17 protein-coding genes are annotated in these 17123 nt (G+C 67.8%); 4 read left to right on the plus strand and 13 right to left on the minus strand.

Annotated elements, in window-relative coordinates; genetic code table 11:
• The 7 genes from ACSFA5_RS25340 to ACSFA5_RS25370 form a co-directional block, all read right to left on the minus strand.
• Entirely contained in the window at positions 1-738 is a 738-nt protein-coding gene (locus ACSFA5_RS25340; RefSeq protein WP_435446808.1) for an SDR family oxidoreductase, read from the minus strand.
• The gene (locus ACSFA5_RS25345; protein ID WP_435446809.1) at positions 735-2261 is read right to left on the minus strand and encodes an FGGY-family carbohydrate kinase; all 1527 of its coding nucleotides are present in this window, start codon (positions 2259-2261) and stop codon (positions 735-737) included. The genes ACSFA5_RS25340 and ACSFA5_RS25345 overlap by 4 nt, the downstream gene beginning before the upstream one ends.
• 21 nt (positions 2262-2282) lie before the next feature.
• Complete coding sequence (locus tag ACSFA5_RS25350; protein ID WP_435446810.1) at positions 2283-3413, minus strand: zinc-binding dehydrogenase; 1131 nt, start codon at positions 3411-3413, stop codon at positions 2283-2285.
• Positions 3414-3586: 173 nt separating this feature from the next.
• Entirely contained in the window at positions 3587-4567 is a 981-nt protein-coding gene (locus ACSFA5_RS25355; protein WP_435446811.1) for an ABC transporter permease, read from the minus strand.
• Positions 4564-6084, minus strand: a complete 1521-nt coding sequence (locus ACSFA5_RS25360) for a sugar ABC transporter ATP-binding protein (RefSeq protein ID WP_435446812.1) — start codon at positions 6082-6084, stop codon at positions 4564-4566. The genes ACSFA5_RS25355 and ACSFA5_RS25360 overlap by 4 nt, the downstream gene beginning before the upstream one ends.
• 15 nt (positions 6085-6099) lie before the next feature.
• A complete protein-coding gene (locus ACSFA5_RS25365) occupies positions 6100-7023 on the minus strand; it encodes an ABC transporter substrate-binding protein (RefSeq protein ID WP_435446813.1) in 924 nt (307 codons plus the stop codon).
• 139 nt (positions 7024-7162) lie between these two features.
• Positions 7163-8053 (minus strand): helix-turn-helix domain-containing protein, encoded by an 891-nt coding sequence (locus ACSFA5_RS25370; protein ID WP_435446814.1) that lies wholly within the window; start codon positions 8051-8053, stop codon positions 7163-7165.
• A 297-nt stretch (positions 8054-8350) separates the two neighbouring features.
• Between ACSFA5_RS25370 and ACSFA5_RS25375 the strand changes: the two genes are divergently transcribed.
• Positions 8351-9598 carry a CaiB/BaiF CoA transferase family protein gene (locus ACSFA5_RS25375; protein WP_435446815.1) on the plus strand — a complete coding sequence of 416 codons (1248 nt, stop codon included), beginning with the start codon at positions 8351-8353 and terminating at the stop codon, positions 9596-9598.
• A 12-nt stretch (positions 9599-9610) separates the two neighbouring features.
• On the opposite strand, the gene ACSFA5_RS25380 is transcribed toward ACSFA5_RS25375, so the two are convergent.
• From ACSFA5_RS25380 to ACSFA5_RS25405, 6 genes are all read right to left on the minus strand, one after another.
• Positions 9611-9868 carry an acyl-CoA-binding protein gene (locus ACSFA5_RS25380; protein ID WP_435446816.1) on the minus strand — a complete coding sequence of 86 codons (258 nt, stop codon included), beginning with the start codon at positions 9866-9868 and terminating at the stop codon, positions 9611-9613.
• A gap of 63 nt (positions 9869-9931) precedes the next feature.
• Positions 9932-10768 (minus strand): tetratricopeptide repeat protein, encoded by an 837-nt coding sequence (locus tag ACSFA5_RS25385; RefSeq protein ID WP_435446817.1) that lies wholly within the window; start codon positions 10766-10768, stop codon positions 9932-9934.
• A 5-nt stretch (positions 10769-10773) separates the two neighbouring features.
• On the minus strand, positions 10774-11481 hold the full coding sequence (locus tag ACSFA5_RS25390; RefSeq protein ID WP_435446818.1) for a TetR/AcrR family transcriptional regulator: 708 nt from the start codon (positions 11479-11481) through the stop codon (positions 10774-10776).
• A gap of 155 nt (positions 11482-11636) precedes the next feature.
• Positions 11637-12146: a phasin family protein gene (locus tag ACSFA5_RS25395; protein WP_435446819.1), complete on the minus strand. Its 510-nt coding sequence runs from the start codon at positions 12144-12146 to the stop codon at positions 11637-11639.
• A gap of 88 nt (positions 12147-12234) precedes the next feature.
• A complete protein-coding gene (locus ACSFA5_RS25400; RefSeq protein ID WP_435446820.1) occupies positions 12235-12684 on the minus strand; it encodes an acyl-CoA thioesterase in 450 nt (149 codons plus the stop codon).
• A 98-nt stretch (positions 12685-12782) separates the two neighbouring features.
• On the minus strand, positions 12783-13679 hold the full coding sequence (locus ACSFA5_RS25405) for a LysR family transcriptional regulator (RefSeq protein WP_435446821.1): 897 nt from the start codon (positions 13677-13679) through the stop codon (positions 12783-12785).
• A gap of 145 nt (positions 13680-13824) precedes the next feature.
• Between ACSFA5_RS25405 and gtdA the strand changes: the two genes are divergently transcribed.
• From gtdA to ACSFA5_RS25420, 3 genes are all read left to right on the plus strand, one after another.
• Complete coding sequence (gtdA, locus tag ACSFA5_RS25410; protein WP_435446822.1) at positions 13825-14886, plus strand: gentisate 1,2-dioxygenase; 1062 nt, start codon at positions 13825-13827, stop codon at positions 14884-14886.
• A gap of 165 nt (positions 14887-15051) precedes the next feature.
• A complete protein-coding gene (locus ACSFA5_RS25415; protein ID WP_435446823.1) occupies positions 15052-15756 on the plus strand; it encodes a fumarylacetoacetate hydrolase family protein in 705 nt (234 codons plus the stop codon).
• Between the two features lie 28 nt (positions 15757-15784).
• The gene (locus ACSFA5_RS25420; protein WP_435446824.1) at positions 15785-17056 is read left to right on the plus strand and encodes a 3-hydroxybenzoate 6-monooxygenase; all 1272 of its coding nucleotides are present in this window, start codon (positions 15785-15787) and stop codon (positions 17054-17056) included.
• Positions 17057-17123 lie beyond the last annotated feature (67 nt).

Below are 17123 nucleotides of genomic sequence, written 5' to 3' on the forward strand. Positions count from 1 at the left end.
TCAAACGACGGTGTAGCCGCCGTCCACCGGCAGTGCCACACCGCTCACCATCGACGCGCCGTCGCTCAGCAGGAACAGGATCGGCGCCACCACTTCTTCCACCTGCGCAAAGCGTCCCAGCGGAATGCCCCGGATCGCCGCGGCGCTTTTCGCAGGGTCGGCCCACGCCCGCTCGGCCATCGGCGTGAGCGTGACCGTCGGGTTCACACTGTTCGCGCGGATGCCGTGCGGGCCGAATTCGAGGCATACGGAGCGCGTGATCGCATCCATCGCCGCCTTCGACGCGCAGTAGCACAGGTGCGAATCGAGCGCGACCAGCGAGGCCTGGCTCGACACGTTGACGATGCTGCCGCGCACGCCGGCCGCGATCATCGCCTTGCCGCAGCGCGAGGCGATCAGCGCGGCGGCACGTGCATTGACGGCCATCACGGCGTCGAAGCTTTCCGCCTGAAAGTCGAACGCCGATTCGAGCAGGGCGATGCCGGCGCAGTTCACCACGAGGTCGAAGGCGGGCCAGGTTGCGAGCGCGCGCTCCAGCGCAGCCGCGTCGCCCACATCGACCACCAGTGATGTGCAACCGACTTCGGCGCGCAGCGTGTCGAGCGCTGCTGCGTTGCGTCCCACAGCAGTGACCGCCGCGCCCGATTGCGCGAGCCGAACCGCGACCGCACGGCCGATCCCGCTGCTGGCACCGGTGACGAGTGCGCGCTGGCCGGAGAAGTCGAAAGAGATCGTCATTTCAGTCGGTGCATCGCATCGCGCAACGCCGGGTAAAGAGATTTGTAGATGTCGAAACGCTCGCGGTACACGGCCTGCGCCGCAGGCTCGGGGCGCGCGCGTTCCACCAGCGTGACCCAGCCGCGTTCGGCTGTTGCCGCATCGACCAGCCCCGCACCCAGCGCCGCGAGCATGGCCGCACCGAGGGCCGCCTCGACCTCTTCCTCGATGGTGAACACCGGGTAGCCCGTGACGTCCGCGACGATCTGCATCCACAGGTCGGAGTGCGCCGCGCCGCCGACCACGATCAGCCGGTCGTCCAGCGGCTGGCCGCTTTGCCGGCCGGCCTCGATGTTGTGCTGCAGTGCGAAGCTCACGCCTTCCAGCACGGCGCGATACAGGTGCGCGCGGCTGTGCGCGAGCGAGAGGCCGATGAATGCGCCCTTGGCCTGTGCGTCCCAGATGGGGCTGCGCTCGCCCATGAGGTAGGGCAGGAACACCAGGCCCTCGGCACCGGGCGGCACTTCGACGGCCTTGCGTTCGATCAGCGCATGTGCGTCCTCGCCGGTGCGCGCGGCTTCGGCCACTTCGGCCTGACAGAAGGTTTCGCGGAACCATGTGACGGCCGCGCCCGCCGTGATCGCGCCGCCGAACACATAGCTGCGGTCGGCGCCGCGGTAGACGTGCGGCATGGTGATGAGCTTGTGGCGCGCATCCACCGTCGGGCTCACGAAGCCCCAGCACATGCTGGTGCCGATCATCGCGACGTGGTCGCCGCTGCCGGTGACGCCCGCGCAGAAGGTGGCGACCGCCGCATCGACGCCGCCCGCCATCAGCGGCATACCTTCGGCGAGGCCGAGCTTCGCAGACCATTCCGCGCTCAGGCCGCCGACCACGTCGCTCGATTCGACCAGGCGCGGCGGCATCATGCGCGCCGGTATGCCGAGCATGTCGAGCGCTTCATGCGACCAGCCGCGCTGCGCTGCGTCGTACACGCCGCCGATGTTGCCGGCCGAGCTGTGGTCGACCGCGAGCGCGCCGGTCAGCCGCCAGTTGATGTAGCTGTTGGGCGGCAGGAAATAATGCGTCTTCGCCCATACCTCGGGCAGGTGCTCGCGAATCCACAGCATCTTGGTGAAGCCGTGGTAGCTGTCGACGCCGTTGCCGGTGATCGCCTGCAAGCGCGCGACATCGACCTTCTCGTTCACTGCATCGACCTCTGCCGTGGCGCGGCGGTCCATCCAGATCAGGCAGGGGTGCAGCGGTTGCATGGCGTCGTCGACCGGGATGCCCGCGCCGCCGTAGAGGCTGCTCACGCACATTGCCGCGATGTCCGACGGTGCGACACCGCTCCTGGCCACGCACGCGCGCACGCTCTCGCACACCGCGTCGAACCACACCGTGCAGTCCTGCTGCGCCCACAGCGGCTTCGGCGTCTCGGGCTGGTAGGCCGCGCTGGCTTGCGCATGCACCTTGCCGTCGATGCCGACCAGCAGGCACTTGGTGCTTTGGGTGCCGATGTCGACGCCGATCACGTATTTCATGGTGTGCTGTCTCTCAGGATTTCAGGACCGGGGCTGCGGCTTGAGCAGCACCTTGATGGAATCCAGCGAGTTTGCCAGCGCGAAGGCGCGCTCCCATTCGGTGAGCGGAAAGTCGTGCGTCACGATGCCCTTGGAGGTGACGAGCCCGCGTGCCAGCAGGTCGATGGCGATCGGGTAGCAGTAGGGCCCCAGGTGCGCGCCGCGCACGTCGAGCTCCTTGCGGTCGCCGATGATCGACCAGTCAGCGCTGGTCTCCGAGCCGAACACGCTGAACTCCACGAAGCGGCCGAGCTTGCGGATCATCTCCAGCCCCTGCGTCACGCCGATGGGCGCGCCGGTGGTCTCGATGTACACGTCGCAGCCGTAGCCTTCGGTCAGGCCCTTGACGACGGCGTCGGCGTTCTCGGTCTTCGGGTTGACCGTCACGTCGGCGCCGAATTGCTCGGCGAGTGCGAGGCGCTCGGGCACGAGGTCGATCACGATCAGTTTCTTCGGCGTCTTCAGTCGCGCGGCCTGCACCATCATCAGGCCCAGCGGGCCGGCGCCCGCGATCACCACCACGTCGTCGAGCTGGATGTCGCCGCGGTTCACGGTGTGGATGGCGCACGAAAGGGGCTCGATGATGGCCGCGTCTTCGAGCGAGATGCCGTCGGGAATCTTGTGCACGCGCGAGGTCGGCGGCAGCCGCATGCAGTCGGCCATGCCGCCATCGGCCACGACGCGCTGGAAGCCGAAGATGTTGTGCACCTCGCACATCCAGTACTTGCCCGAAGTGCAGAAGCGGCACTTGCCGCAGGGCACGATCTGCTCGGCGATCACGCGGTCGCCTTTCTCCACGCCGAAGTGCTCGGCCGCGCCTTCGCCGAGGGCTTCGACATAACCGAAGAACTCGTGGCCCGGGATCACGGGCGCCTTGACCCACGAGGGCTGGCCGTCGCCGCCCCAGAACATCTTCGCGCCCGAGTGGCACTTGCAGTCCGATGCGCAGATGCCGCAGGCGGCGATGGAAATCAGCAGTTCGTTGCGGCCGATGGTGGGCATCGCGACGGTTTCGAGGCGGTAGTCCTTGGGGCCGTGGCAGACGACGGCCTGCATGGCGGCGAGGTCACCGATGGCGCCTGAGGCGCCGGGCTGGAGCTTTTGATAAGACATGGGGTCCTTGTGGTCAGAGAGGTTGTTTGGTTTTTCTCCCTCCCCTTCCGGGGGAGGGCAGGGGTGGGGCAAGCGGCGGTCGATAAGGCACAGGGGTCGCACCAGCGCCGCTTGCCCCCATCCCAGCCTTCCCCCAAAGGGGGAAGGAGCAAGACAAAGAGAAAGAGAAAGGGTCAGCGCTTGGCTTCGCGGCTGATGAAGATGGCAAGCAGCACGATCCCGCCCTTGATGATCAATTGCAGGTACGGCGACACGCCGATCATGTTGAGACCGTTGTTCAGCACACCGAGCAACAGCGCACCGACCAGCGTGCCCACAATGGCACCGCGCCCACCGGCGATGGACGTGCCGCCCATCACCACCGCCGCGATGGCGTCGAGCTCGAAGCCCACGCCGACACCAGGCTGACCGCTGGTCACACGCGCCGCCTGCACGATCCCCGCGATGGCTGCGGTGAGACCACTGAGCGCATACACGAGCAGCTTGTAGCGCGACACGCGCACACCGGAGAGCCGCGTGGCTTCCTCGTTGCCGCCGATGGCGTACACATAGCGGCCGAACGGCGCCATGTTCAGCAGCACATACGCCACGAGGTAGGTCGCCAGCATGATGAGGATCGGCACCTTGATGCCAGCGAGCACGCCGCCGCCGAGAAAGGCGAACGAATCGGGCAGCCCGTCGATCGGATAGCCGCCCGTGTAGATCAATGCAACGCCACGCGCGATGCCCATCGTGGCCAGCGTCACGATGATCGGTGGCATGCGCAGGTAGGCCACGCAGTAGCCGTTGAAGAAGCCGATCACCACGCCCACCGCCAGCCCGAGCGGCACCGCGAGCATGGGCGGCAGCCCGAACTGCACCATCAGCCCCGAGGCCAGCGTGCCCGACAGCGCCACCACCGCACCCACCGAAAGATCGATGCCGCCCGTGAGGATCGCGGCCGTCATGCCCACCGCGATGATCGCGTTGATCGACGACTGCAGCGCGATGTTCTGCAGGTTGCTCCACGACAGGAAGTTGTCGGTCGCCACGATCATGAAGACCGAGATCGCGACCAGTCCGACCAATGGAAGAAAGGCCGTGGAGCGGCGCAGCTGCGCAATGAACCCGCCGCTGGGCGCAGGCGGCGTCGGGTGGGTGGCGCTGGCGTTCATTGAAGACTCCCTGACGAAGTGGCGTGGCGCATGATGTCGCCCGCGTTGATGGATGCGTCCTCCAGCGTGGCCACGATGGACCCGCCCGAGAACACCGCGACGCGGTCGCACATGCCCACGATCTCGGGCAGCTCGCTCGAAATCATGATGATGGATTTGCCCTGCTGCGTGAGCTCGCGCATGAGGCCGTAGATCTCGGCCTTGGCGCCCACGTCGATGCCGCGCGTGGGCTCGTCGAAGATCAGCACTTCGCTCGCGTGGCCGAGCCAGCGCGCGATCACCACCTTCTGCTGGTTGCCGCCCGAGAGCGTGGCCACGCGTGTCTCGATGCTGGGCGCCTTCACGCCCACGCGCCTGGCGAGTTCGCCGGCCGCGTGCTTCTCCGACTTCTGGCTCACGAGGCCGGCGCTCCTGTGCTTGCCCAGGTTGTTCATCGAGATGTTGAAGCGGACGGTGAAGTCGGTGATCAGACCCTCGACCTTGCGGCTTTCGGGCAGGAGGCCGATGCCGTTCTGCAGCGCCTCGGTCGGGTCGTTCAGGCGCACGGGCTTGCCGTTGCGCAGCACGGTCTTGTGGTGCACGCGGTCGGCGCCCATCATTCCGAGCGCGAGTTCGGTGCGGCCCGAACCGACCAGCCCCGCAAAGCCGAGGATCTCGCCTTCATGCAGGTCGAAGCGGTTGACCGGACCGCCCTTGGCAAGCTGTATCTCCGGCACTTCGAGCACCTTGCGCCCGCGCGGCGCGGGCTGCGGCTTCGGTGGAAAGTTGTGCTCGATCTTTCGGCCCACCATCATCTCGACCAGCGCATTCACATCGGTGGCGCCCACCTCCGCATGGCCCGCGTTGGCGCCGTCGCGCAGCACGCTGATGCGGTCGCACACCTCGAAGATCTCGTCCAGGTGGTGCGAGATGAAGATCATCGCCACGCCCTTGGCGCGCAGCTCGTGCATGATCTTGAACAGGTGCCCGGCCTCGTTGGGCGTGAGCGTGGCGGTCGGCTCGTCGAGCACCAGCAGGCGCGCATTCAGCGACAGCGCCTTGCCGATTTCCACGAACTGCTGCTGCGCCACCGAGAGCCGGCAGATCGGCACACCCAGGTCGATCTGCACGCCCAGCTCTTCGAAGAGCTGCTCGGCCGAACGCCTCATCGCCGCCTTGTCCATCAGCCCGAAGCGGTTCTTCAGGTAGCGGCCCAGAAAGATGTTCTCCACCGCGTTCAGGTACGGAATGAGGCTGAACTCCTGGAAGATGATGCCGATGCCCGCGGCGATCGCATCGCTGTAGCCAGCGAATTGCCGCTCGCGGCCGTCGATGAAGATGCGCCCCTCGTCGGCCTGGTAGATGCCGCCAAGGATCTTCATCAGCGTGGACTTGCCCGCGCCGTTCTCGCCGAGCAGCGCATGCACCTCGCCCTTGCGGATCGAGAGGGAAATGCCCGAGAGCGCCTTCACGCCCGGAAAACGCTTGGACACGCCTTCCAGCCGGAGCATTTCCTGGCTTTCTTCTGCGGAGTTCATGGTGGCCCGGTCGGGTTACCAGGTGAAGGTCTTGGCGCCTTCGGCGTCGATCAGCTTCACATCGACCGGCACCGCGGCCGGCACGTTGGCGCCCCACTTCTTCGCGAGCGCGATGCCGATGGCCAGGCGGATCTGGTCGCGCGGGTACTGCGCGGTGGTGGCGATGAATTTGGAGCCTGGCTTCTGCATCGCCTTGATGGCTTCGGGCGCGCCGTCGACGCTGGTGAGCTTCACGTCCTTGCCGCTGGCGTCGATGGCCGCGAGCGCGCCCATCGAGCCGCCGTCGTTCACGCTGAAGATGCCCTTCAGGTCCTTGTTGGCCTGCAGGATGTTCTCGGTCACGGTGAGCGCGGCGGCGCGTTCCTGCTTGCCGTTCTGCGTGCTCACGACCTTGATGCCGGGGTACCTGGCGAGCGCTTCGCGGCAGCCCTTCACGCGCTCAAGGATCGGCACGACCGGGATGCCGTCGAGGATCGCCACGTCGCCTTTCTCGCCGATGCTCCTGGCGAGGTACTCGCAGGCGAGGCGGCCGGCGTCGGTGTTCTTCGAGCCGACGAAGGAGTCGACCGGGCCTTGCGCGTTGGCGTCCACCGCCACCACGATCAGCCCCGCCTTCTTGGCCGAGCGTACCGCCGACTGCACGCCGGCGGAGTCGGTCGGGTTCAGCAGCAGGATGTCGACCTTCTTCTGGATCATGTCTTCCACGTCGCCGATCTGCTTGGCCACGTCGTGCCGCGCGTCGGTGGTGACCACGGTGGCGCCGATGGTGGCGGCAGCTTCTTCGAGCGCCTGCTTCATCGTCACGAAGTAGGGGTTGTTGAGTTCCTGGAAAGTCATGCCGATGCGCAGCGGCTGCTTGGGTGCTTGCGCCTGTGCGGCAGATGCGGCGCAGAGCAGTGCGGCGGTGAGGGCGGTGGCTTTGATGAGAAGGTTCTTCATGGTTGCGGTCTCCTGAGGTTCATTGACTGTCGAAAAAACGCGGGCAAAAACGCGGGCAAAAACGCGGGCGAAAACGTGCCCCACGCGGCGCCCGAAGCGCCGCGCCGGCAACGACGCGGGGAACAGGAATGAGCGCCGGCTACGGCGACTTGGCGGCACGCGAGGCCGCGGCCTGCATGCGGTGGAAACTTCGGAACTTGGTGGGCGGCATGCGCTTGTGCAGCAGGAACTGCCGGTTGAAGTTCGACACGTTGTTGAAGCCCACGTCCATGCAGACGTCCAGCACCGGCTTCTCGCTGTTGGTGAGCAGCTCGCAGGCGCGGCTGATGCGCAGCCGGTTCACATAGCGCACGAACGACTGGCCCGTGTGCTTGCGAAACGAACGCGAAAACGCGCTCGGGCTCTGGCCCACGAGCTCGGCCAGCATGGGTTCGCGCAGGTCGTCGGCCAGGTTGGCGGTGATGTGCGCGAGCACGTTGTTGATCGCGTGCGACATGAAGGCCTTGGGGTCGGGCCTGAACGCGGGGCTCGCCAGGCGCTGGCGGTCGCTGCTGTCCACCAGCAGTTCGAGCAGCGAGAGCAGCAGGATCACGCGGCGCAGGCCTCGCGCCTCGAGCAGCGACTCCATGATCGGCTTGGCGGCGATGGCCGTCTCGGCGGAGAACAGCAGGCCCGAGCCCGATTCGGCCAGCAGCGCAGCGATGCGCCCGAACTCTGGGAAGGCGGTGCCCATGTTCTTCGCCAGCTCGGCCGGAAACTGGATCACGATGCCGCGCCGCTCGACGCTCTGGCCCGCGGGCACGTCGCTGATCCAGTTGTGCGGCAGGTCGGGGCCCATGAGCACGAGGTTGCCGGCCTCGAAGTGGCCGACGTGGTCGCCGACGAAGTAGACGCCCTGGGTCTCCACGATCAGCTGGATCTCGTACTCGGGATGGAAGTGCCAGCGCACCGTGCGATACGGATAGCCATGCGCCCAGGCGGTGAACGATTCGTCCCCGCGGACTTCGACGATTTCCAGATCGGGTTGCATGAGCGGTTCCTTGTCCTGTTGTCTCTTTGTCGTGGCTGACAGCGTGGGGCGGACTGTACGAATCGCGCAGAACGCCCACAACCAGAGATGGCGCTCGAAGCCGATACTTTTTTGACTTTTATTCCAGCGAGCAAGTGCGGGCATTGCACTGCAGCAAAGTGGTTTCTCCTCGGGGGAAAGGGGCGATGGGCGGGCGATTGCTGCGGTGCAGAACGAGCTGGCAACGGCGTGTCAAGAATTCATAGGTGTTTTCCCGCCCCGAAAGGCGCGCGCGGCGGCACGGCACACTCTGTCGCCATGACGAACACCGCTTCTTCCCCTGCCGCGCCGGCCGCCCCGGGCCCGTTGGCCGGCCTCAAGGTCATCGAACTCGGGCAACTGATCGCCGGGCCTTTCGCGGCGCGCACGCTGGCCGACTTCGGCGCCGAGGTCGTCAAGATCGAGCCGCCCGGCGCGGGCGACCCGCTGCGCACCTGGCGGCTGCTGAAGGACGGCACTTCGGTGTGGTGGCAGGTGCAGTCGCGCAACAAGCGCTCGCTGGCGCTCGACCTGCGCGAGCCCGAGGCGCAGGCCATCGTGCGGCAGCTGGCGGCCGAGGCCGACGTGCTCGTCGAGAACTTCCGCCCCGGCGCCATGGAAGGCTGGGGCCTGGGCCCTGACGATCTGCTGGAGGCCAACCCTGCGCTCGTGATGCTGCGCATCAGCGGCTACGGACAGACCGGCCCCTACCGCGACCGCCCCGGCTTCGGCGTGGTGGCCGAGGCCATGGGCGGGCTGCGCCACCTCACGGGCGAACCGGGCCGCGTGCCGGTGCGCGTGGGCGTGTCGATCGGCGACACGCTCGCGTCGCTGCACGGCGTGATCGGCGTGCTGCTGGCCATGCAGCACCGGCATGCCACGGTGAGCGCCACGCACCCGAAGGGCATCGGGCAGGTGATCGACGTGGCGCTGTACGAGGCGGTCTTCAACTGCATGGAAAGCCTGCTGCCCGAGTACGGCGCCTTCGGTGCGGTGCGCGAGGCGGCCGGCAGCGCCCTGCCGGGCATCGCACCGACCAACGCCTACCGCTGCAAGGCCGGCGGCTACGCGATCGTCGCGGGCAATGGCGACAGCATCTTCCGCCGCCTGATGGCATGCATCGGCCGGCCCGATCTCGCGGCCGACGCGGCGCTGTCGGGCAACGCGGGGCGGGTGGCGCAGGTGCAGATGCTGGACGCCGCCATCGGCGACTGGGCCGCGCAGCGCACGGTCGACGAGGTGCTGGCCGCGCTCGACGTGGCGCAGGTGCCGGCCGGGCGCATCTACACCATCGCCGACATCGCGGCCGACCCGCACTACGCCGCGCGCGGCATGCTGCAGCAGGTGCGCATGCCCGACGGCAGCACGCTCGCCGTGCCGGGCTTCGTGCCCAAGCTGTCGCTCACGCCGGCCAGCCACCGGCACAACGCGCCGGGGCTGGGGGCGGACACCGATGCGGTGCTGAAGGAAATCGGGTTGAGCGCCGGGCAGATCGCCGCGCTGCATGAACGTGGGATCGTGGGTTAGCGCCGCAGCAAGTCAGCCTCGCAGCGACTCGATCAGGTCGATGTACTTATGCCTGGCCTCGTCCGCGCTCGCTCCCTTCTGCGCCGTCCACGCGTCCCACTTGGCGCGTGCCACGATGTCGCTGAAGCTGGGCCTCTTGGCGGCGTTGTCGCCTTCGGTGGCCTGCTTGAAGAGGCCGTAGATCTTCAGCAGCGTGGGGTTGTCGGGGCGCTCGGCGAGCAGCTTGGAGTTGGCTTGGGCGGCCTCGAACTGGGCATGGAGATCGGACATGTCGGTCAAGTTGAAAAGCTGGAAACGCGCATCTTAAATTGCGCGGTACCCATGGGTACCGACTCAGTCTTTCAGGCCCGCCCGCGCCAGCTCCACATCGAGCCGTTCGCGCGCGTCGGCCGGCTTCAGCGCCGCGGCCTGCTCGTACAGGTCGGTGGCTTCGCCCATGCGCGAGTCGCCGTGCAGCATCAGCAGCGCGCGGGCGTACTCCATCTTCCCGGCAGCGGAATGCGGGTGCAGTTCGAGCCCGCGTTCGAACAGCGCCATCGAGGTTTCCGCCCGCACGCCATAGGTCATGCGCCCGACCAGCGCACCCACCTTGTCGATCACCTCGGCGTGGAACGACGCCAGTGCGACGTGCGCGTCGGCATGCCGGGGCTGCAAGGCGATCACGCGTTCCAGCGCACCCTTGAGCTTGCTGCCCAGCCCCTGCGCCAGCGCGCGCGCCACGCTGATGCCCTGGCTGTAGCGGCCCAGCGCATAGGCCTGCCAGTACAGCGCCTGGCAGTTGTCGGGCTCGGCCGCCTCCTGCGCGCCGGCGCGTTCGATCACGTGGCGGAACATGGCGAGCCGCACGGCCTCGCGCGGCTCCAGGTAGTTGGCGTAGATGGCGGTGGCCTGGTTGGCCAGCGCCAGGCCTTCGGCACCGTGCAACAGCCCGACCGCGGCGGCACGCTCGAACTCACCGCTGTGGTACAGCGCCCAGCCTTCGGCCAGCGGCGAGCTTTCGTGCGGCACGGGCAGCTCGTGGCCGGCATGCAGGCGCGGCCAGTGAGAGGCCACGCTGCGCGCGTCGTAGCGCGGAACGTCGGCAAAGGGCAGGGGCTTCCACGGATCCGCGTTGGCGGCGGCCGGACGTGCGGACATCAGCGAGAGCGGCTGGAAGTCGTGGTGGGGCATGTTGTCTAGACCGCCATGTCGACAGAGGAAGTCGCGTTGCTGCCGCGCTTCACAGCATCTTCGCCGTTGTAGGCGTGGCTGAGTGTCAGCAAATGCTGGCGCTGTTCGCGCGCGAGGTACGGCGCGAGCTGGTGCAGGGTGTGGTGGGCGCCGCGCAGCAGCGCGCCCTGCGCGTGCGCGGGTTCCAGCGCCTCGCGCGGGTTGCGCACGTACTCGTAGCTCAGCCAGTAGGTCAGCACGACGACCATGCTCTGCGCGAGCGTGTCGACCTCGTGCGCGTCGATCTCCAGGTGGCCGGCGCGGCTCAGTCCGGCGATCAGCTGGCGGATGGCGCGTGCCTTGTTCTTCAGCACCAGCTGGAACTGCGTTTCCAGGCGGCGGTTCTTGCTGAGCAGGTCGTTCAGGTCGCGGTACAGGAAGCGGTAGCGCCAGATCAGCTCGAACAGCGTGTGCATGAAGAACCAGGCGTCCTCCACGTCGTGCACGCCCTCGCTGGCATGCAGCAGCTCGTTGAGCTCGGACTCGTAGCCTTCGTAGAGCTTGTTGATCAGCTCTTCCTTGGCCGGGTAGTGGTAGTACAGGTTGCCCGGGCTGATGTTGAGTTCGCCCGCCACCAGGGTGGTCGAGACGTTCGGCTCCCCGAAGCGGTTGAACAGGTCCAATGCGGCTTCGAGGATGCGTTGCGCCGTGCGTCGTGGCGCCTTCTTTGCCATGTCGGTGCCCCCGTTTGTCTCGTGGTCTGTTGGGGACACTCTAGCCTATGTACCCCGCGCCATGAAGGGCGCGGGACATGTTTCGCGGGGCTGATTTTTTGGTGCAGCGCCGCAATACGCGCAATACGCGCAGGCCGCTTCGGGCCTGCCGGGGCTCAGCCGGGCTTGCCGTGGCGCAAGGTGGTCTTCCTTGCGGGGGCGGCGGCCTTGCGCGCGGCGCCGCGGCTGGCGCGTGCCGGGGCGGCTTCCTTGGCGGTGCCCGCGTGCTGCTTCTTCAGTTGCGCCTCGAGCGCGTCGACACGCGCCTGCAGCGCGGCCATGTCGGCGGCCGTGGGCGTGCCGAGTTTTTCGAGCGCGCGCGCCACGCGCTCTTCGAAGATGTTCTCCAGCTTGCCCCACTGGCCTGCGGCCTTGGTGCCGAACTCGCTGGCGAAGCCGGCCATGCGGGTCTGCGCCTGGCTCAGGGTTTCTTCCGCGGCCTGCTGGGTCTTTTTCTGCATGCCGGCGCCGTCCTTGACGAGTGCCTCGAAAGCCTTGCTGCCTTCCTGCTGCATCTTGGCGAAGGCGCCGAGACCGGCCAGCCAGATCTGCTGGGCGGAGTCCTTGATGCGGTCGGATGACTTGCCGTTGTCGCTGCTGTCGTCGTGGTTGCCGGAGGTGGCCATGCGAGAAGTTCCTTGAAGGGGGTCGGGTCGCAGGACTCTAGCCGCCCGCGCCCTTCGCCGTTAGAGCTTTCCGCCTAGTCGGGCGCCCTCAGGGCGTGGCGCCTGCCGCGCGGCTGGCGTCCAGGTGGGCTTTGGCGCGCTCGGCCAGCGCCATTTCGCCGGGCGTTCCCGGTGCGAAGGCCTCGACCGGCAGCGGCCGGCCGTGCGAGTCGACCGACACGAACACGATCAGGCATTCGGTGGTCTTTTCCATCACACCGCCCTTCATGTCGCCGCTGCGCACCTCGACCGAGATGTTCATGCTGGTGGTGCCGGTGTAGGCCAGGCGGGCTTCGACCTCGACCAGGTCGCCGATCATGATCGGGCGGTGAAAGCGGATGCTGCCGATGAAGGCGGTGACGCAGTAGCGCTTGGCCCAGCTGGTCGCGCAGGCGTAGCCGGCCTCGTCGATCCACTTCATGACCGTGCCGCCGTGGACCTTGCCGCCGAAGTTGACGGTGTTGGGTTCTGCGAGGAATCGCAGGGTGATCGAGGACATGGGGCCGCCTTTTTCGTAGGGCTGTGGGATTCGGGCAGCCGCGATTATGCGAGCGGGCGAACCCTCGCGAGCGCCGCCGGTCGCGCAGGCTCGCGCGCTCAGCTGCCGCTGAACAGCTGGGCCAGCGTGCGCCGCAGCCAGGCATTGCCGGGGTCGGCATGAAAGCGCTCGTGCCAGTGCTGCTTGACGGCGTAGGCGGGCAGGGCGAAGGGCGGCTCCAGCAGCTTCACCGGCTCCTGCGTCACCAGCACCTGGCCCAGGATGCGCGGCACCACCACGATCAGCTCGGTGTGCGCCACGATGCGCGCCACGCTCAGAAAGCTCGACAGCCGCACCACCACGTCGCGCCGGAGCCCCAGCCGGGCGATGGTCGTGTCGACGATGGCGTGGCCCGTGCCCGACGTGGACACCACCGCGTGCGCCTCGGCCTCGAAGCGCTTGCGCGTGAGCCGCTCGCCGATGCGCGGGTGGTTGCGCGCCGCCAGGCACACGAAGTTCTGCATGAACAGCGTCTGCTGGTAGAAGCCCGCGTCCAGCTGCGGCATGAAGCCCACGGCCAGGTCGACCTCGCCGTCCTGCAGGCGGCGCCCGCTGAGGGTGGAGATGATCTCGGTCTCGATATGCACCCCCGGCGCCACATGCCGCAGGTGGTCGAGCAGGCCGGGCAGCAGCACCACCTCGCTGATGTCGGTCATGCAGATGCGAAAGCGCCGCTGCGCCTGCGCGGGCTCGAAGCTGCTGCGGTTGCCCTGGGCCTGCGCCAGCTGGGCCAGCGCCTCGCGCAGGTTCGGGTAGATGCGCTCGGCATGCGGCGTGGGCTGCATGCCCTGCGCGGTGCGGGTGAACAGGCGGTCGTCGAAGTGCGCGCGCAGCTTGTTCAGCGCGGTGCTCGCCGCCGCCTGCGCCATGCCCAGCCGCTCGGCCGCCTTGGACACGTTGCCGGTCTTGTAGACCTCGTCGAACACGGCGAGCCATTCGAGATCGAGCTTGGACATGGACAGGTTGCCTCGGGAGCGTTGCGTGGGGAGAACGGAAAGAGAAGCCACCATTATCGAAATTTCGAATTCCGTGTATTGACGACCGGTCTTGAGTAAATAGTGGTGCCGCTCAACAATGCCCGCAACGGAGACACCCACGCCCATGAAAACCGCGCCATCCAATGCAGCCGAGCGCAGCGACTACTACGCCCGCATCCGCCCCCTGAACCTCACGCCGCTGTGGGAGTCGCTGCATGCCCTGGTGCCGCGCGAGCCGCAAACGCCCTGCGTGCCGGCCCTGTGGCGCTACGACGAGATTCGCCCGCTGCTGATGGAGTCGGCCGACCTCATCACCGCCGAAGAAGCCGTGCGCCGCGTGCTGGTGCTGGAGAACCCGGCGCTGCCGGGCAACTCGTCGATCACGCAGTCGATCTACGCCGGCCTGCAGCTCATCATGCCGGGCGAGGTGGCGCCTTCGCACCGCCATGTGCAGTCGGCGCTGCGCTTCATCGTCGACGGCAAGGGCGCCTACACCACGGTGGGCGGCGAGCGCACCACCATGCATCCAGGCGACTTCATCATCACGCCCTCGTGGGCCTGGCACGACCATGGCAACGAGGGCATCGAAGGCGTGAGCGAGCCGGTGGTGTGGCTCGACGGGCTGGACATTCCGATGCTGCGCTTCTTCGACGCCGGCTTCGCCGAGAACGACGACGCGAAGGTGCAGCACGTGTCGCGCCCCGAAGGCCACAGCCTGGCGCGCTTCGGCCACAACATGGTGCCGGTGCGCCACGACCATGTGTCGGCCACCTCGCCGATCTTCAACTACCCCTATGCGCGCAGCCGCGAGGCGCTGGCCCAATTGCACAAGCAGGAAGCGCCCGACGCGTGGCTCGGCCACAAGCTGCGCTACGTCAACCCGCTGACGGGCGGCTCGCCGATGCCGACCATCTCGACGAACCTGCAGTTGCTGCCCGAAGGCTTCGCGGGCAAGACGCACCGCGCGACCGACGGCGCCGTGTACAGCGTGGTCGAAGGCCACGGCACGGCCGAGATGGGCGGCCGGCGCTTCGACTTCGGTCCGCGCGACACCTTCGTGGTGCCGTCCTGGGCACCGCTGCGGCTGCTGGCCCCGGCGCAAGACGTGGTGCTGTTCAGCTTCTCCGACCGCCCCGTGCAGCAGGCCATGGGCATCCTGCGCGAAGCCTTTCTCGAAGACGCCTGAAAGGATGTTCGCCCCCCGGCTTTTCACTGCGCTTCGCTTCGTGTAATTCGCCACCCCCCGAGGGGGAGGTTCGGCCGCCTTGGGGCGGCCCGGCGGCGGCCGACGCGCCGACTCCTTTTTTCTTGTTTGTTTGACCGTGTGCCGCCGCGTGCGGCAGGAGCCTTCATGTCCTTCGTTTTCACTCCCCCCGCCATCGTCGGCCTGCCCATCGTCGATTCGGACAAGCTGTTCCCCGTGCGCCGCGTCTACTGCGTGGGCCGCAACTACGCGGCGCATGCCCGCGAGATGGGCTTCGACCCCGAGCGCGAACCGCCGTTCTTCTTCTGCAAGCCCAACGACGACGCGTCGGTGGTGCCCGTGGCCGAAGGCGCGACCGGCCGCATTCCGTACCCGCCGCACACCAGCAACTACCACTACGAGGCCGAGCTGGTGGTGGCCATCGGCAAGGGCGGCAAGGACATTGCCATCGACCAGGCCGCCAGCCACATTCACAGCTACGCCGTGGGCCTGGACATGACGCGCCGCGACCTGCAGATGAAGATGCGCGAGCAGGGCCGCCCGTGGGAAATCGGCAAGGCCTTCGACTTCTCAGCGCCCATCGCGCCGCTGCGCACGCTGGCCGACGTGGGCGAGATCAACGCCGGCAGCATCACGCTGGAAGTCGACGGCCAGGTGCGCCAGAACAGCGACATCACGCACCTGATCTGGTCGGTGAACGAAGTCATCGCCAACCTGTCGACGCTGTTCACGCTGCAGCCCGGCGACCTGATCTTCACCGGCACGCCCGAAGGCGTGGGCGCCGTGAAGCCCGGCCAGACGATCAAGGTGAGCATCGAGCGCCTGCCTTCGCTCGCGGTTCGCATCGACTGATTCCGAACGAGAAAGCACAGGCCGCCCCATGACCGCACCCGTCCCGAAGAATCCTCCCACCGTGCTGCTGGTCGGCGGCGGCATCGGCGGCATGGCCGCCGCGCTGGCGCTCGCGCGCATCGGCGTGGCCGTCGACCTGCTGGAGCAGAGCGCCACCATCGGCGAGATCGGCGCCGGCCTGCAGCTGGGCCCCAACGCCTTCGCCGCGCTCGACGCGCTGGGCGTGGGCGAGGCCGTGCGCCGGGGCTCGGTGTTCACCGACCGGCTCGTGATGATGGACGCGGTCGATTGCGCCGAGGTGGCCTCGGTGCCGGTCGGCGAAGCCTTCCGCGCGCGCTTTCGCAATCCGTATGCGGTGAGCCACCGCGCCGACCTGCACGGCGCCATCCACGAGGCGGTCAAGCAGCATCCGTTGATTCGCTTCCACACCTCGGCGCAGGTCGAGTCCGTCGACATGAGCGGGCGGGGCGTGGTTGCCGTCACCCGCGACGGCCGCCGTTTCGAGGCAGACGCCATCGTCGGCTGCGACGGCGTGAAGTCGGTGGTGCGCCACACGCTCATCGGCGACGCGCCGCGCGTGTCGGGCCACGTGGTCTACCGCGCCGTGGTGCCCGCGGCCGACATGCCGGCCGACCTGCGCTGGAACGCGCCCGTGGTCTGGGCCGGCCCCGACTGCCACCTGGTGCACTACCCGCTGCGCCACGGCGAGCAATACAACCTGGTCGTCACCTTCCACAGCCGCGAAAAGGAGGAGTGGGGCGTGAGCGACGGCAGCAAGGAAGAGGTGCTGTCGTACTTCGAGGGCGTGCATGCGCGCCCGCGCCAGCTGCTCGACCGCCCGACCTCGTGGCGCCGCTGGAGCACCGCCGACCGCGACCCGGTCGTGCGCTGGAGCGAGGGCGCGGCGACGCTGCTGGGCGACGCTGCCCATCCCATGATGCAGTACCTGGCGCAGGGCGCCTGCATGGCGCTCGAAGACGCGGTAACGCTCGGCGAGGCCGTGAAGGCCTGCGGCTTCGACATGCCCGCCGCGTTCAGGCTGTACGAGGCGGCGCGCGTCGCCCGCACCGCGCGCGTGGTGCTGTCGGTGCGCGAAATGGGGCGCCTGTATCACGCCAAGGGCGTGGAGCGCCTGGTGCGCAACAGCCTGTGGGTCGGCCGCTCGCCGGAGCGCTTCTACGATGCGGTCGAGTGGCTCTACGCCTGGCGGCCGGAGCATTGCCTGGACGATGCACCCGAGGCACTGTATGCCCCGACTTCGGCAAGGACCGAACCCGCCGCGGCGCTTTCGCCGCACTGACATCTGTTTCTTTCAGCATCCACAACCATCGAGGCGGCCACACAGGTCACGCCCAGGAGACAAAAGA

Origin of the sequence: Variovorax monticola (assembly GCF_051216855.1) — a bacterium.
GTDB lineage: Bacteria > Pseudomonadota > Gammaproteobacteria > Burkholderiales > Burkholderiaceae_C > Variovorax.

What these genes read in the sequence shown, in the direction of transcription:
- ACSFA5_RS25340 (WP_435446808.1), bottom strand. Translation starts at nt 738, where the DNA reads ATGACGATCTCTTTCGACTTCTCCGGCCAGCGCGCACTCGTCACCGGT.
- ACSFA5_RS25345 (WP_435446809.1), bottom strand. Translation starts at nt 2,261, where the DNA reads ATGAAATACGTGATCGGCGTCGACATCGGCACCCAAAGCACCAAGTGC.
- ACSFA5_RS25350 (WP_435446810.1), bottom strand. Translation starts at nt 3,413, where the DNA reads ATGTCTTATCAAAAGCTCCAGCCCGGCGCCTCAGGCGCCATCGGTGAC.
- ACSFA5_RS25355 (WP_435446811.1), bottom strand. Translation starts at nt 4,567, where the DNA reads ATGAACGCCAGCGCCACCCACCCGACGCCGCCTGCGCCCAGCGGCGGG.
- ACSFA5_RS25360 (WP_435446812.1), bottom strand. Translation starts at nt 6,084, where the DNA reads ATGAACTCCGCAGAAGAAAGCCAGGAAATGCTCCGGCTGGAAGGCGTG.
- ACSFA5_RS25365 (WP_435446813.1), bottom strand. Translation starts at nt 7,023, where the DNA reads ATGAAGAACCTTCTCATCAAAGCCACCGCCCTCACCGCCGCACTGCTC.
- ACSFA5_RS25370 (WP_435446814.1), bottom strand. Translation starts at nt 8,053, where the DNA reads ATGCAACCCGATCTGGAAATCGTCGAAGTCCGCGGGGACGAATCGTTC.
- ACSFA5_RS25375 (WP_435446815.1), top strand. Translation starts at nt 8,351, where the DNA reads ATGACGAACACCGCTTCTTCCCCTGCCGCGCCGGCCGCCCCGGGCCCG.
- ACSFA5_RS25380 (WP_435446816.1), bottom strand. Translation starts at nt 9,868, where the DNA reads ATGTCCGATCTCCATGCCCAGTTCGAGGCCGCCCAAGCCAACTCCAAG.
- ACSFA5_RS25385 (WP_435446817.1), bottom strand. Translation starts at nt 10,768, where the DNA reads ATGCCCCACCACGACTTCCAGCCGCTCTCGCTGATGTCCGCACGTCCG.
- ACSFA5_RS25390 (WP_435446818.1), bottom strand. Translation starts at nt 11,481, where the DNA reads ATGGCAAAGAAGGCGCCACGACGCACGGCGCAACGCATCCTCGAAGCC.
- ACSFA5_RS25395 (WP_435446819.1), bottom strand. Translation starts at nt 12,146, where the DNA reads ATGGCCACCTCCGGCAACCACGACGACAGCAGCGACAACGGCAAGTCA.
- ACSFA5_RS25400 (WP_435446820.1), bottom strand. Translation starts at nt 12,684, where the DNA reads ATGTCCTCGATCACCCTGCGATTCCTCGCAGAACCCAACACCGTCAAC.
- ACSFA5_RS25405 (WP_435446821.1), bottom strand. Translation starts at nt 13,679, where the DNA reads ATGTCCAAGCTCGATCTCGAATGGCTCGCCGTGTTCGACGAGGTCTAC.
- gtdA (WP_435446822.1), top strand. Translation starts at nt 13,825, where the DNA reads ATGAAAACCGCGCCATCCAATGCAGCCGAGCGCAGCGACTACTACGCC.
- ACSFA5_RS25415 (WP_435446823.1), top strand. Translation starts at nt 15,052, where the DNA reads ATGTCCTTCGTTTTCACTCCCCCCGCCATCGTCGGCCTGCCCATCGTC.
- ACSFA5_RS25420 (WP_435446824.1), top strand. Translation starts at nt 15,785, where the DNA reads ATGACCGCACCCGTCCCGAAGAATCCTCCCACCGTGCTGCTGGTCGGC.